A 14,064-nucleotide genomic window follows, 5' to 3' on the forward strand; every position below is an offset into this window, starting at 1 on the left:
GCGTCCGTACATCAGTACGGACATCGGGGTGAGCGCGATCGCGGTACGGGGAGGACGACAGTGGACAGTGGTGCGATACGCCGGCGGCTGGCTCTGGGCGCGGCCGTGCTGGCCGCGTCCGGGGCACTCGCCCTCACGGCGACCGGTACCGCACAGGCGAGCACGGCCGGCGGCTGCGCGGGGCGGGAGGTGCGGACCCTGCCCTTCCGCACCGGCGTCACCCACGTCTACAAGCACGACGGCTACGTGTGCGCCGTCACCGTGGCCCGGCACTCCGGCCCCGCCCAGACGATGTTCGTCAGCGTGCAGGCCCGCGGCAACCGCGCGGTCGCCGACAAGGGCCGCTACAGGCACCACGCGGGCCCGGTGACCGTACACGCCGGGCACCGCTGTGTGTGGATCAAGGGCTCGGTGGGCCGCAGTTCGGTCGACTCGGGCTGGATCCTGTGCTGAGCCGCCCGCACCGGATCGTGCGGGCCGATCAACCCCCTCTGGTGTGACGGCAGTTGCTGGGATAGCTTCCGGCGCACATCTGTCTCACAGGGGAGAGTGCGCATGCGCAAGGCGCTCAGATGGCTGCTGGCGCTCACGGTGCTCATAGGCACGCTGAGCACGGCGACCGCGGCCACCGCCGCACAGTCCGGGCCCACCGACATCAAGGATCGGCTGCTGTCCGTACCGGGCATGAGCCTGATCGAGGAGAAGCCGTACCCCGGCTACCGCTTCTTCGTGCTCGCGTACACGCAGCCGATCGACCACCGCCATCCCGGCCGGGGCACTTTCCAGCAGCGCATCACGGTGCTGCACAAGGACACCAGCCGCCCGACCGTCTTCTACACCGGCGGCTACAACGTCTCCACGACCCCCTCGCGCCGCGAGCCCACCCAGATCGTGGACGGCAACCAGGTCTCCCTGGAATACCGCTTCTTCACCCCGTCCCGCCCCGACCCGGCCGACTGGTCCAAGCTCGACATCTGGCAGGCGGCCAGCGACCAGCACCGCCTCTTCGAGGCCCTGAAGCCGGTCTACTCCGCCAACTGGCTGGCCACCGGAGGCTCCAAGGGCGGCATGACGGCCACGTACTACGAGCGTTTCTACCCGCGCGACATGGACGGGGTCGTCGCCTACGTCGCCCCGAACGACGTCGTGAACAACGAGGACTCGGCCTACGACCGCTTCTTCGCCCGGGTGGGCACCGCGGAGTGCCGGGACCGGCTGAACGCCGTGCAGCGGGAGGCGCTGGTGCGCCGGAAGCCGCTGGAGGAGAAGTACACGCAGTACGCGGCCGCGAACGGCTACACCTTCGACACCATCGGCGGCCTCGACAAGGCGTACGAGGCGGTCGTGCTCGACTATGTGTGGGGCTTCTGGCAGTACAGCCTGCTCGCGGACTGCGACACCGTCCCGGCGAAGGCGGCCACCGCGAGCGACGACGAGATCTGGAACTCGGTCGACACCATCTCCGGCTTCTCCGCCTACACCGACCAGGGCCTGGAGCAGTACACGCCGTACTACTACCAGGCGGGCACCCAGCTCGGCGCGCCGACCATTCACTTCCCGCACATCGAACGGAAGTTGATCCGCTACGGCTACCAGCCACCGCGCAACTTCGTGCCCCGTTCCATCCCGATGCGCTTCCGGCCGGGGGCGATGCGTGACGTGGACACCTGGGTCCGCCACCACGCCAGGCACATGCTCTTCGTCTACGGCCAGAACGACCCGTGGGGTTCGGAGCGCTTCCGGCCCGGGGCGGCCGCCCGTGACTCCTACGTCTTCACCGCGCCCAGCATGAACCACGGCGCGAACGTGGCCGGCCTGGTCCCCGACCAGAAGGCCCTCGCCACCGCCCGCATCCTGCAGTGGGCGGGCGTCGCCTCCCCGGCGGTCCGGGCGAACCCGTCCGCGGCGAAGCCCCTGGCCCGCCACGACGCCAAGCTCGACGTCCACGACGTGGAGCGCGATCCGGCCCTGCGGCCGTAACGCGCCGGCGACGGCGGTCCGCCCCCCGCCGCAGGGCGGCGACTCTGCGGCGGAGGACGGTCTCCGGCTACCGGGGAGGCGTCACGCCCGGGGCGCCGCGTACGTCTCGTACGACAGCCCGTGCCCGATCGGGTACAGCACCTGCGCCGGATCGTCCGCCCGCTGGACCGGCACCGGCAGCCTGCCGCGCGGCGCCACCCGGCCGGCGATCACCCGTGCGGCGGCCCGCAGTTCGACGTCGGTCCAGCAGTAGGTCGCCAAGCAGGCCTTGACCGACGGCAGCTGGGCCACGTCGTAGGGGTTGCGCACCGCCACCGCCACCACCGCCCGGCCCGTCGCCTGCAACCGCTCCACCAGAGTCCGCTGCGCACTGCCCGCCGTCACGTTGTACGTGGCCACCACCACCGCGTCGGCGTCCTGCGCGGCGGTGACCGCCTTGGCGACGGCCGCGGCCGACGGCGTGATGCCCGTCGTCAGGGCCGTGGCGGTGAAGCCCAGCTCGGTGAGGGCCGCGGCCAGCACGTCGGCGGGCGGTCCGGTGGTGCCGGACGGGGAGGCCGGGTCGGCGCCGACGACCAGGACCCGGCGCTCGGTGCGGCGGTCGAGCGGGAGCAGGCCGTCCTCGTTGACCAGCAGAGTCGTGGTCCGCTCGGCCATCCGGTCGGCGGCCGCCAGATGGGACCTGGTACCCACCGTGCGGTCCACGGCCGCCCGATCGGCGTGGGTGCGCTCGAAGAGCCCCAGCCGGGCCTTGAGCCGCAGGATCCGCAGGATCGATTCGTCGAGGCGGGCCTCGGTCAGCTCGCCATCCTGGACGGCCTTCAGGACCGCGTGCCAGGCCACGTCGACGGACGGCGGGTTGAGCAGCTGGTCGACGCCGGCCTTGAGTGCGAGCACCGGCACCCGGTCGTCGCCGTACTTGGTGCGGACGCCCTCCATGCCCAGCGAATCGGTGATCACGACGCCGTCGTAACCGAGTTCGCCGCGCAGGATGCCGGTCAGGATCGGATGCGACAGGGTGGCCGGGTCGCCGGAGTCGTCCAGGGCCGGGAACTCGATGTGCGCGGTCATGACGGAGTCGATGCCCGACCGGATCGCGGCCCGGAACGGCACCGCGTCCAGCTTCTCCCACAGCTCCCGGCTGTGCGTGATGACCGGGAAGCCGTAGTGGCTGTCGACGGCGGTGTCCCCGTGGCCGGGGAAGTGCTTGGCGGTCGCCGCGACCCGGGACGCCTGGTACCCCTCCACCTCGGCGGCCACCAGCCGGGCCACCGCCTCCGGGTCGGCGCCGAAGGACCGGACGCCGATGACGGGGTTGGCCGGATTGACGTTCACGTCGGCGTCGGGGGAGTAGTCCTGGTTGACGCCCATCGCGCGCAGCTCGGCGCCGGAGATCCGGCCCAGGGCGCGGGCGTCGGCGGGGGAGCCGCCCGCGCCGATCGCCATGGCACCGGGGAAGAGGGTCGCGGGCTTGCCGATCCGGCAGACGGCGCCGTGCTCCTGGTCGGTGGCGATGAGCATCGGCAGGCCGCGCGGCTGGTCCAGGGAGGCCCGCTGGATGCCGTTGGACAGGTCCGCGATCTGGTGCGGATCACGGGTGTTGTGGGCCCAGGAGAAGTAGATGATCCCGCCGACCCGGTACTTCGCGATCAGCTCGGCGGCGGTGCGGACGCCGATCTCCTTCAGGTTGGCGTCGATGTCGGCCTGGTCCGGGGCGGTGGCGGAGTGGCCGTAGACCCGCATCACGAAGAGCTGGCCGACCTTCTCCTCCAGCGTCATCCGGGAGATCAGGGCCCGCAGGCGGTGTTCGCCGGGGACGGCGGCCCGGGCGGTCGTCGATACGGTCAGCGCGGCGGTGAGACCCGCGGTCGCGGCGAGGACGGCGCGTCTGGACGGCCGTGCGGTGCTTCCCGTGCTTCCCGTGCTGGTGTCGTGCACGTGCGCTCCTTCCAGAGGAGAACCGCTGAAGGAAACTTCCGAGGAGTCACCAATATCCGGGAAGTTTCTTTCCGTCAAGGGAATGCACAGTACCCGCGGCCGGGCCCGCCCCCGGCGCACGGCAGTCGGGCGCGCCGGGGGCGGCGGTCCGCGGTTCCCCGCGTAGGGCGGCCCGCGGTCCGTCGCGCACGGCTGCCTGAGTTCGTCGCCCACGGCGGCCCGTACCGGATCACTCCGAGAGCCGTGCGGAACCGCGTCGCCCGCACAAGTGCCGCCCGATGAGGAGGTGTTCGCCGGGTACGCCACCCGGTTCCCGGAGCGAGTCCGGCGCCGTGTGCGTGCCGTTTACCCGGCGCCGGGCCGTCAGGCAGCCTCGCCCAGCAGCCGCAGCAGGTGGTCGCGGCCCGCGTCGAGCAGTTCCGGGAGCGGCGGTGCTCCCTCGTGCCAGCGCTTCTCGTACTCCCAGCACAGCCAGCCGTCCCAGCCGTGCCGGGACAGGACGTCCACGCACTCGGTGAGCGGCAGCACGCCCGCGCCCAGCGGCACGGGCGTGGTGTCCTCGGCCGACGCGACGTCCTTGACCTGCACGTATCCCAGATGCGGGGCGAGGGCCGCGTAGGTGTCCGAGGGCTGTTCACCGCCCAGCCAGGTGTGCAGCACGTCCCACAGGGCGCCCACCTGGCGGTGGCCGACCGGGCCGAGGATCCGGATCGCGTCGGCGCCGGTGCGGTGCGAGTCGTGGGTCTCCAGCAGGATGCGGACGCCGAGCGCGGCGGCGTCCTCGGCGGCGGTGCCGAGCCGGCGCGCGGCGACGGCGTCGGCCTCCTCGCGGGGCCGGCCGGGATCGGCGCCGGGGAACACGCGGACGTACGGCGCGCCGAGGTCATGGGCCAGCCGGAGGAGCCCGCGGATCTCGTCCAGTACGGGGCCGTCGTCACCGGGAGCGGCAACGCGGGCGTATCCGGCGACGCCCAGCACCTCGATCCCGGCGCCTCGGAACAGGGCCGCGGTCTCGGCGCGGCCGGCGGGGGAGAGGCCGGGGTGCACCGGCTCCTCCGGATGGGCACGCAGTTCGACGCCGTGGTAGCCGTGTGCGGTCGCGAGGGCCAGAACCTCCGGGAGGGGCAGGCCGGGGACGCCGAGGGTGGAGAACGCCAGCTTCATGGGCACGGAACGTACCCCTCACTCACCGGGTCCATGCAATTCCAGCCGCCAGTCCTGGCCGACCAGGTCCTTGCCGAAGGAGCGGTGCGGCTTCTCCGCGACGAGGACGAAGCCGTGCCGCTGGTAGACGCGGCGGGCGCTGCCGAGCACGTCGTTGGTCCACAGCACCAGGTCGCGGTAGCCGGCCTCGCGCGCGAAGTCGATGACGGCCCGCACCAGCCGGTCGCCGACGCCCTGCCCGCGCGCCTCGGGCTCGACCAGGAGCAGCCGCAGGCGGGCGGTGCCCGGGGCGTCGTCCCGTACGCACATCACGCACCCCAGTGGGCGCCGCCCACCGCCCCCGCCTCCGTCCCTGTCCTCGTCTCCGTCTCCGTCTCCGCCCCCGGCTCCGTCCGGGTGGGGCCCCTCCCGCTCGGCGATCCACACCCGCTCCAGATGCGGGTCGTGGTCCTGTGCGAAGTCGGCGACGATCCGGGCGACCAGGCCCTCGTAGTCGGCGTTCCAGCCGTACTCCGCCGCGTACAGCGCGGCGTTGCGCTGCACGATCCAGCCGAGATCGCCGGGCCGGGGTGACCGCAGCACGACCCGTCCGGGCTCCGGGGCGGGGCCGTCGCCGAGAATCCCCCGGATGGCCCGCATGGCATCCGCCAACCGTGGCCGGTCCTCGGCGGCCACCGTCTCCAGCAGCGCCCCGACCGTCTCCCGGGCCCGCTCGTCGAGCAGCCCGGCGGCCTCGTGCCCCCGCGGCGTGAGCCGTACCCGCCGCCGGCGTGGATCGGTGTCCGAGGGGCCGCGCTCGATCAGCCCGCCCTCCTCGAACCTGTTCAGGATCCGGCTCAGGTATCCGGCGTCCAGGTCCAGCCCGGTACGCAGGTCGGCCGCGTCCAGATGCGGGGCGTGCGCGAGTTCGTAGAGCACGCGGGACTCGGTGAGGGTGTAGGGCGCGTAGAGGTGGCGGCCGTAGTCGAGTGCGCCGATGACGCCCGTGTAGAAGCGGTTGAACGAGCGGATGTCCTCGATGGTCATGAGCACGACCTCGAATCGTTGACTCAGTCAGAGATCGCTCTCGAGCCTACGCCTCGGCCCGCCTCCCGTGAAGACGTTGCGACGCCGGTGACGGCCCGGCGAAGGGCCGGTGACATTCGGCCGATAAATGTCATGACTTTGCCAAGTGCACGGCGCACGTTGTCCGCAGGTTCATCGCCGGCCACTGCTGCCGCTCGCTTCCCGGGGCGAAGAGTGGCTCGTGGTCCAGTCCACGCGATCGCTCAAGAAGGAGCATCCATGGCCGAGTTGACTCGTCGTAGACTTCTGGGTTCGGCCGCCGGCGCGCTGGGTGGTGCGGCGGCGCTCTCCCTCCTCCCGCCGAGCGTCCAGAAGGCCGTCGCCGCCGAACCGCCCCGCCACAGCTCGCTGCGCGACATCGAACACGTCGTGCTGCTGATGCAGGAGAACCGGTCCTTCGACCACTACTTCGGCACCCTCTCCGGGGTGCGCGGCTTCGCCGACCCGCACGCGCTGAGGCTCGACGACGGGCGCAGCGTCTTCTACCAGCCGGACGCCCAGAACCCCCGGGGCTACCTGCTGCCCTTCCACCTCGACACCCACACCTCCAGCGCCCAGGCGATCCCGTCCACGAGCCACGCCTGGTCCGTGCAGCACGAGGCGTGGAACGGCGGCAAGATGGACCGGTGGCTGCCGGCCCACCGCAAGGCCGACGGCGTCAACGGCCCCTACGTGATGGGCTACTACACGCGCGAGGACATACCGTTCCAGTTCGCGCTCGCCGAGACCTTCACCGTCTGCGACAACTACTTCTGCTCGGTGTTCGGCCCCACCTGGCCCAACCGGCTGATGTGGATGACCGGTTCGATCGACCCCGGCGGCACCCTGGGCGGCCCCGTCACCACCAACAAGGCGCCGAGGCCGTACCGCTGGACGACGTACGCCGAGCGCCTGCAGGCGGCCGGGATCAGCTGGAAGGTCTACCAGCAGGACGACGACTACGGCTGCAACATGCTGGAGCAGTTCGCCCCCTTCAGGGACGCGCAGCCGGGCTCCGACCTCTACGAGCGCGGCGTGCGCCCGCAGCCCGAGGGGACCTTCGAGGACGACGCCCGGAACGACCGGTTGCCGGCGGTGAGCTGGATCATGCCGACCAGCTACCAGTCCGAGCACCCGGACTACCTGCCCGCCGCGGGAGCCGACTTCGTGGCGTCGAAGATCGAGGCGATCGCGGCCAACCCGAAGGTCTGGCGCAAGACGGCGTTCATCCTGAACTACGACGAGAACGACGGCCTCTTCGACCACGTGCCGCCGCCGGTGCCGGCCGCCGGGACGAAGGACGAGTTCATCGGCGGCCTGCCGATCGGCGGTGGCTTCCGGGTCCCCGCGATCGTCGTCTCGCCCTGGACCGTGGGCGGCTGGGTCGCCACGGAGGCCTTCGACCACACCTCGGCCCTGCAGTTCCTGGAGCGGTTCACCGGCGTCGAGGAGCCGAACGTCAGCGACTGGCGCCGCGCCACCTTCGGCGACCTGACCAGCGCCTTCCGCTTCTCCCACGGCCGCCCGCGCCCGCCCCGCCTGCCGGACGACACCGCTGAGCAGCTGGAGAAGGCGAAGGAGGAGGTGGCGACCCTGCCGAAACCGACGCTGCCCGGCGCGGACCAGCGATTCCCCCACCAGGAACGGGGCCACAGGCCGCACGTGTAGGACAGCGCCGGGGGGAGGGCGGGTCCCGGGAGGCGCCCTCACCCCCCTGCCCTCACCCACCCGGCCGGGCACCGCTGCTCAGGGGAACGCACCCACCCGCCCGGCCGGGGCACCGTGGCTCAGGGGAACGCGCCCACCCGGCCGGCCGGGCCGGGGCACCGCGGCCCGGGGGAGGCGCTCCCCCCCCCCGGCCCTCGCGCCGCCCGCATCCGCCCGGCCGCGTTCCGGGGCTCAGGTCCGCGGTACCCCGGTGGATCCCCGGACCATCAGTTCGCCCCTGGCCGAGGCGATTCCGCCGGGCGGTGGCTCCTCGCGGCCCATCGCGATGCGTCCGGCGCGCGCTCCCGCCTCCGACAGCGGCAGGCGCACGGTCGTCAGCGAGGGCATGGCGTCGATGCTGAACGGCAGGTCGTCGAAGCCGGCCACCGAGACGTCCTCGGGGACGCGCAGTCCCGATTCGCGCAGGGCGGCGCAGGCCCCGAGGGCGACGGAGTCGTTCGCGGCCACGATCGCCGTGAGGGAGGGATCCCGGCGCAGCAGTTCCAGGGTGGCCTCGTAGCCGGACTGCCGGTCGTAGCGGCCGCACACCGTCCGGCGCGGGTCGTCCTCGATGCCCGCCGCCGCCAGCGCGGCGCGATGCCCCTCCAGGCGGTGCCGCGTGGTCGTACGCTCCTCGGGACCCGCGATGTAGCCGAGCCGCCGGTGTCCGAGGCCGACGAGGTGCTCGGTCAGCGCGCGGGCGCCGCCGCGGTTGTCGAAGGTCAGGGCTATGGCCCGGGTGTCCGGCACCGGCGGGCGCCCGCACAGCACCACCCGGGTGCCGGCCTCCGCCAGCTTCCGCAGCTTCGCCGCGACCGTCACCGCGTGCGGCGCGGACTCGACGGCTCCGCCGGTCAGCACCACGGCCGCCGCCCGCTGCCGCTGGAGCAGGGTCAGATACGTCAGCTCGCGCTCCGGCGATCCGCCGGTGTTGCAGACGACCGCCAGGCGCTCGCCGCCCGCACGCCCGCCCGGCCCCCCGATCTCGGCCTGGATGGCGCTCGCCATGATCCCGAAGAACGGGTCGGCGATGTCGTTCACGAGGATGCCGACCAGGTCGGAGGTGGCAGCGGCGAGCGAGCTGGCGGGGCCGTTGAGGACGTAGTCCAGTTCGTCCACCGCCCGCAGCACCCGCGCGCGGGTGGACGCGGCCACCGGATAGTTGCCGTTCAGCACACGCGACACCGTCGCGGGGGAGACCTGGGCGCGGGCCGCCACGTCCGCCAGGGTCACCGTCATCTCGTCGTCCTTCGGTCGTGCATCGCTCGGTACGCCCTCGTAGACAGCCGGGCTCCGGGCCTGGTTCCGGTGGTCCGTCGAGCAGACCTTAGTTCCACGGAGTGCCGTCGTTCGCCCCCTCGAACGGGCAACGGTCTTGTGGGACGGACGTCCAGAGGCTAGCTTCACCCGCTGGAAAGCGCTTGCTACAGGACCGGTGCCGCGAGGGGACGAAAGCGCCCTCCCGGCGCCCGCGAAGGGACTGACGTGACACGCAAGACGGTGCGTATCGCCATGAACGGCGTGACCGGGCGCATGGGCTACCGCCAGCACCTCGTCCGGTCGATCCTCGCCCTGCGCGAACAGGGCGGCCTCGACCTCGGCGACGGCACCGTGCTGTGGCCCGAGCCGATCCTGCTCGGCCGCCGCGAGCACGCCCTGCGGGAGATCGCCGAACGGCACGGTCTGGAGCACATCGCGACCGATCTCGACGCCGTCCTCGCCGACCCCACCGTCGACATCTACTTCGACGCCCAGGTCACCTCGGTTCGCGAGGAGTCGATCAGGAGGGCCATCGCGGCCGGCAAGCACGTCTACACCGAGAAGCCCACCGCGACCGGCCTCGAAGGCGCCCTGGAACTCGCCCGACTCGCCCGCGACAAGGGCGTCAGGCACGGCGTCGTCCAGGACAAGATCTTCCTGCCGGGCCTGCTGAAGCTGAAGCGGCTCGTCGACGACGGCTTCTTCGGCCGCGTCCTCTCCGTCCGCGGCGAGTTCGGCTACTGGGTCTTCGAGGGAGACCGGCAGCCCGCCCAGCGCCCCTCCTGGAACTACCGTGCCGAGGACGGCGGCGGCATCGTCGTCGACATGTTCCCGCACTGGGAGTACGTCCTGCACGAGCTGTTCGGCCGGGTGAGGTCCGTCCAGGCCCTGGCCACCACCCACATCCCGCAGCGCTGGGACGAACAGGGCAAGCCCTACGACGCCACCGCCGACGACGCCGCCTACGGCATCTTCGAACTCGAAGGCGGGGCCATCGCCCAGATCAACTCCTCGTGGGCGGTCCGCGTCGACCGGGACGAGCTCGTCGAGTTCCAGGTCGACGGCACCGAGGGCTCGGCCGTGGCCGGACTGCGGAAGTGCCGCGCCCAGCACCGCGGCACCACGCCCAAGCCCGTCTGGGACCCGGACGTACCCGCCACCGAGTCCTTCCGGGACCAGTGGCAGGAGGTGCCGGACAACGCCGTCTTCGACAACGGCTTCAAGGCCCAGTGGGAGCTGTTCCTGAGGCACGTCCACACCGACGCCCCCTACCACTGGGACCTGCTCGCCGGCGCCCGCGGCGTGCAGCTCGCCGAACTGGGCCTGCGGTCCTCCGCCGAGGGCCGCCGCGTCGACGTACCGGAGATCTCGCTTTGACCATCGGACTGCCCGCCGCGGACGGCACCACGCGGAGCTACCAGCCGCGCGCCGAACCCTTCCGCCCGGCCCCCGGCGCCCCCTTCACCTCCCGTACGGTCTACTCCGCGGCCCACGTCGTCGCGGACCCGTACGCCGACGTGCCACCCGAGGGCCCCGCCGCCGTCGACTGGGACGCCACCCTCGCCTTCCGCCGTCACCTGTGGTCCCACGGCCTCGGTGTCGCCGAGGCGATGGACACCGCCCAGCGCGGTATGGGCCTCGACTGGACGGGCGCGGCCGAACTGATCCGCCGGTCGGCGGCGGAGGCCAGGGCGGTCGGCGGCCGCATCGCCTGCGGGGCCGGCACCGACCAGCTCACCGCCGGTACCCTGCCCGAGATCCGCGCGGCCTACGAGGAACAGCTCGCCGTGGTCGAGGAGTCGGGTGCCCGCCCGGTGCTGATGGCGTCCCGCGCCCTGGCGTCGGCCGCCCGCGGCCCCGAGGACTACCTGGAGCTGTACGGCCATCTGCTGCGCCAGTCCGCCGAGCCGGTGATCCTGCACTGGCTGGGGCCGGTGTTCGACCCGGCGCTGGGCGGCTACTGGGGCTCCGCCGACCTGGACGCGGCCACAGAGGTGTTGCTGGACGTCGTCGCCGCGCACCCGGGCAAGGTCGACGGCGTGAAGATCTCCCTGCTGGACGCGGACCGCGAGACCGGCCTGCGCCGCCGCCTCCCGCACGGTGTCCGCTGCTACACGGGCGACGACTTCCACTACCCCGAGCTGATCGCGGGCGACGCCGAGGGTTTCAGCCACGCCCTGCTCGGTGTCTTCGACCCGCTGGGTCCGCTGGCCGCACAGGCGGTACGCGTGCTCGACACCGGAGACGTCCAGGGCTTCCGGGCCCTCCTGGACCCGACGGTGGGTCTCGCCCGCCACCTCTTCGAGCCCCCCACCCGCTTCTACAAGACGGGCGTCGTCCTCCTCGCCTGGCTCGCCGGCCACCAGTCGCACTTCACGATGGTCGGCGGCCTGCAGTCGGCCCGCTCGCTCCCGCACCTCGCCCGCGCCTACGAACTCGCCGACCGACTCGGCCTGTTCCCCGACCCCGCGCTCGCCGAGGAACGCATGCGGACCCTGCTGTCGGTGTACGGGGCGGACCGGTGACCGACACCGCACTCGCGCGCCTGTCCGTCAACCAGGTGACGGTCAGGCAGCTGTCCCTGCCGGAACTCGTCGGCGCCTGCGAGCGGTCGGGCGTCGGCCGGGTGGGCCTGTGGCGTGAGCCGGTCCAGGCGTACGGCGTGGCGGAGACCGCCGCGCTGGTACGGGACGCGGGCCTGACGGTGACCACCCTGTGCCGCGGCGGCTTCCTCACGGCCACCGACCCCGGCGCGCGGGCGGCGGCCCTGGCCGACAACCGGCGCGCGGTGGACGAGGCGGCCGTGCTCGGCACGGACACCCTGGTCCTGGTCTCCGGCGGTCTCCCGCCGGGCGCCAGGGACCTGCGGGCGGCCCGCGAACGCATCGCCGACGCCCTGACCGAACTGGCGCCGTACGCAGGGGAACACGGCGTCCGCCTCGCCATCGAGCCCCTGCACCCCATGTACGCCGCCGACCGCTGCGTGGTCTCCACCCTCACCCAGGCCCTGGACCTCGCCGAGCGGTTCCCCGCGCACCAGGTCGGGGTGACCGTGGACACCTACCACGTCTGGTGGGACGACCGGGCCCCCGCCCAGATCGCCCGCGCGGGCGCGGCGGGCCGCCTCCACGCCTTCCAGCTCGCCGACTGGACCACCCCGCTGCCCGAGGGCGTCCTCAACGGCCGCGGCCAGCTCGGCGACGGCGCGATCGACCTGCGCGAGTGGCGGCACCACGTGGAGGAGGCCGGCTACACCGGCCCGATCGAGGTCGAACTCTTCAACGAGGCGCTGTGGGCCCGGGACGGACGGGAGGTGCTGACCGAGACGGCGGAACGATTCCTGACCCACGTGATGCGGTGAGGTCCCGCCCGGGGACGCGGTGGTCCCCGGCGGACGCGCTGGTGCCCCGGCCGCCGGACCCGGGCCTGCCCTCCTCGAAGCGGCGGACATCCGGGCCCGCGTCTTCCCGGAGCGGCGGGCACCCGGGTCCGCTCCTCCTCGAAGGGTGGGGCGCTAGAAGAACACCCCGCAGCGCAGCAGGACGTTCGCGTACGGACTGGCCTCGCCGGTGCGGACCACCAGGCGGGCACCGGCCGAGAGCCGCTTCAGCTGCTCGTGCGGGACGCGGACCAGCCCGGGGAAGCGGACCTGAAGCAGCGTGCGGTGCGGGCCGCTCAGTTCCTCCGCCGCGGTGGCGCCCTCCACCACCAGCTCGTCCAGCAGGCCCGCCAGGACCTCGGCGAACGACGGCACTCCGGCCCGGAACGCCAGGTCCACCACGCGTGGGCCGGACGGGATCGGCATGCCCGCGTCGCAGACCAGCACCCCGTCACCGTGCCCCAGCGCGGCGAGGGCACCGGCCAGGTGGCGGTTGAGGATGCCCGCCTTCTTCACGGCGCCCCGACCTCTTCGGCCGTCGGGTACGACTCCTGCGCGCCCCGCCGGGTCACCGCGGCCGCGCCGACCCGCGCCGCGTAGGCCGCCGCCTCGGCCAGCGCGGCACCCGATCCCAGCCTCCAGGCCAGGGCGGCCGTGAAGGCGTCACCCGCGCCGGTCGTGTCCACCGCGTCCACCCGCACCGACGGCACCCGGGTCACCCCGGAGCCGTCGCACACCAGCGCACCCTCCGCGCCCAGCGTCACCACCACCGAGCGCGGTCCCTCGGCCAGCAGCAGCCGGGCCCAGTCCTCGGGGTCCCCGCTCGTACGGGCGTCACCGAGGAGCACCCGTGCCTCGTGCTCGTTGACGATCAGCGGATCGCAGGCCGCCAGCACCTCGGACGGCAGCGGCCGCGGCGGGGAAGGGTTCAGCACGAAACGGCCGCCGGGCGGCAGATTCCGTACGGCCTCCACGACCGTCTCCAGCGGTATCTCCAACTGCGCCGACACCACCCGCGAGGCGCGCAGCAGCCTTTCCGCCTCCTGCACGTCGGACGCCGCCAGCCGGGAGTTGGCGCCCGGCGACACCACGATGCTGTTGTCACCGGAGGGATCGACGGTGATCAGCGCGACGCCCGTCGGTGCCCCGCCCACCAGCACGCCGGCCGTGTCCACCCCGGCCGCGCGCAGGGAGTCCAGCAGCAGCCGGCCGTGACCGTCGTCGCCGACCCGCGCGAGCAGGGCGGTACGCGCCCCGAGCCGGGCGGCGGCGACCGCCTGGTTGGCGCCCTTGCCGCCCGGGTGCACGGCCAGGTCCCCGCCGAGCACCGTCTCCCCGGCGGCCGGCCGCCGCTCGACGTCCATCACCAGGTCGGCGTTGGCCGAACCCACGACCAACAGGTCGTAGTCGTACATGAGTTGACTCCCCTGAGGAGATGAAGCCGGGGGGGGGGGGGGGGGGGGGCGGGGGGGGGGGCGCCCCCCCCCCCCCCCCCCCCCGGCTGTGCCTCAGTCCTTGATCTCGCAGATCGCGGCGCCGGAGGTGATGGAGGCGCCGATGTCGGCGGTCAGGCCCTTGATGGTGCCGGCCTT

12 protein-coding genes are annotated in these 14,064 nt (G+C 73.1%); 6 read left to right on the top strand and 6 right to left on the bottom strand.

Annotated features, from left to right (window positions below):
- Window positions 1–60 precede the first annotated feature (60 nt).
- Entirely contained in the window at window positions 61–453 is a 393-nt protein-coding gene (locus ACGFT2_RS33415; RefSeq protein WP_393285891.1) for a hypothetical protein, read from the top strand.
- 102 nt (window positions 454–555) lie between these two features.
- Window positions 556–1,980, top strand: coding sequence for a S28 family serine protease (locus tag ACGFT2_RS33420; RefSeq protein ID WP_393285893.1), 1,425 nt, complete (start codon window positions 556–558; stop codon window positions 1,978–1,980).
- A gap of 81 nt (window positions 1,981–2,061) precedes the next feature.
- Here ACGFT2_RS33420 and ACGFT2_RS33425 read toward each other — a convergent pair whose 3' ends face one another.
- The 3 genes from ACGFT2_RS33425 to ACGFT2_RS33435 form a co-directional block, all read right to left on the bottom strand.
- Window positions 2,062–3,918 (bottom strand): glycoside hydrolase family 3 protein, encoded by a 1,857-nt coding sequence (locus ACGFT2_RS33425; RefSeq protein ID WP_393285895.1) that lies wholly within the window; start codon window positions 3,916–3,918, stop codon window positions 2,062–2,064.
- A gap of 363 nt (window positions 3,919–4,281) precedes the next feature.
- Complete coding sequence (locus ACGFT2_RS33430) at window positions 4,282–5,082, bottom strand: sugar phosphate isomerase/epimerase family protein (protein WP_393285898.1); 801 nt, start codon at window positions 5,080–5,082, stop codon at window positions 4,282–4,284.
- Window positions 5,083–5,100: 18 nt separating this feature from the next.
- Window positions 5,101–6,108 (bottom strand): GNAT family N-acetyltransferase, encoded by a 1,008-nt coding sequence (locus ACGFT2_RS33435; protein ID WP_393285900.1) that lies wholly within the window; start codon window positions 6,106–6,108, stop codon window positions 5,101–5,103.
- A gap of 258 nt (window positions 6,109–6,366) precedes the next feature.
- Between ACGFT2_RS33435 and ACGFT2_RS33440 the strand changes: the two genes are divergently transcribed.
- Window positions 6,367–7,794, top strand: a complete 1,428-nt coding sequence (locus ACGFT2_RS33440; RefSeq protein WP_393285903.1) for an alkaline phosphatase family protein — start codon at window positions 6,367–6,369, stop codon at window positions 7,792–7,794.
- 231 nt (window positions 7,795–8,025) lie between these two features.
- Here ACGFT2_RS33440 and ACGFT2_RS33445 read toward each other — a convergent pair whose 3' ends face one another.
- On the bottom strand, window positions 8,026–9,072 hold the full coding sequence (locus ACGFT2_RS33445; protein ID WP_393285906.1) for a LacI family DNA-binding transcriptional regulator: 1,047 nt from the start codon (window positions 9,070–9,072) through the stop codon (window positions 8,026–8,028).
- A gap of 246 nt (window positions 9,073–9,318) precedes the next feature.
- Between ACGFT2_RS33445 and ACGFT2_RS33450 the strand changes: the two genes are divergently transcribed.
- From ACGFT2_RS33450 to ACGFT2_RS33460, 3 genes are read left to right on the top strand one after another with little or no spacing between them, the layout of a single operon-like run.
- Window positions 9,319–10,470, top strand: coding sequence for a Gfo/Idh/MocA family protein (locus ACGFT2_RS33450; protein ID WP_393285909.1), 1,152 nt, complete (start codon window positions 9,319–9,321; stop codon window positions 10,468–10,470).
- Window positions 10,467–11,618: a dihydrodipicolinate synthase family protein gene (locus ACGFT2_RS33455; RefSeq protein WP_393285911.1), complete on the top strand. Its 1,152-nt coding sequence runs from the start codon at window positions 10,467–10,469 to the stop codon at window positions 11,616–11,618. The genes ACGFT2_RS33450 and ACGFT2_RS33455 overlap by 4 nt, the downstream gene beginning before the upstream one ends.
- The gene (locus ACGFT2_RS33460) at window positions 11,615–12,454 is read left to right on the top strand and encodes a sugar phosphate isomerase/epimerase family protein (RefSeq protein ID WP_393285914.1); all 840 of its coding nucleotides are present in this window, start codon (window positions 11,615–11,617) and stop codon (window positions 12,452–12,454) included. Before ACGFT2_RS33455 ends, ACGFT2_RS33460 begins: the two co-directional genes overlap by 4 nt.
- Window positions 12,455–12,607: 153 nt before the next feature.
- On the opposite strand, the gene rbsD is transcribed toward ACGFT2_RS33460, so the two are convergent.
- Together rbsD and ACGFT2_RS33470 are read right to left on the bottom strand one after the other, a co-directional pair.
- A complete protein-coding gene (gene rbsD, locus ACGFT2_RS33465; RefSeq protein WP_393285917.1) occupies window positions 12,608–12,988 on the bottom strand; it encodes a D-ribose pyranase in 381 nt (126 codons plus the stop codon).
- The gene (locus ACGFT2_RS33470) at window positions 12,985–13,887 is read right to left on the bottom strand and encodes a ribokinase (protein WP_393285920.1); all 903 of its coding nucleotides are present in this window, start codon (window positions 13,885–13,887) and stop codon (window positions 12,985–12,987) included. Before ACGFT2_RS33470 ends, rbsD begins: the two co-directional genes overlap by 4 nt.
- Between the last annotated feature and the right edge of the window lie 177 nt (window positions 13,888–14,064).

This window comes from Streptomyces sp. NPDC048514 (assembly GCF_043199955.1).
GTDB lineage: Bacteria > Actinomycetota > Actinomycetes > Streptomycetales > Streptomycetaceae > Streptomyces.

What these genes read in the sequence shown, in the direction of transcription:
- ACGFT2_RS33420 (WP_393285893.1), top strand. Translation starts at nt 556, where the DNA reads ATGCGCAAGGCGCTCAGATGGCTGCTGGCGCTCACGGTGCTCATAGGC.
- ACGFT2_RS33440 (WP_393285903.1), top strand. Translation starts at nt 6,367, where the DNA reads ATGGCCGAGTTGACTCGTCGTAGACTTCTGGGTTCGGCCGCCGGCGCG.
- ACGFT2_RS33435 (WP_393285900.1), bottom strand. Translation starts at nt 6,108, where the DNA reads ATGACCATCGAGGACATCCGCTCGTTCAACCGCTTCTACACGGGCGTC.
- ACGFT2_RS33430 (WP_393285898.1), bottom strand. Translation starts at nt 5,082, where the DNA reads ATGAAGCTGGCGTTCTCCACCCTCGGCGTCCCCGGCCTGCCCCTCCCG.
- ACGFT2_RS33445 (WP_393285906.1), bottom strand. Translation starts at nt 9,072, where the DNA reads ATGACGGTGACCCTGGCGGACGTGGCGGCCCGCGCCCAGGTCTCCCCC.
- ACGFT2_RS33470 (WP_393285920.1), bottom strand. Translation starts at nt 13,887, where the DNA reads ATGTACGACTACGACCTGTTGGTCGTGGGTTCGGCCAACGCCGACCTG.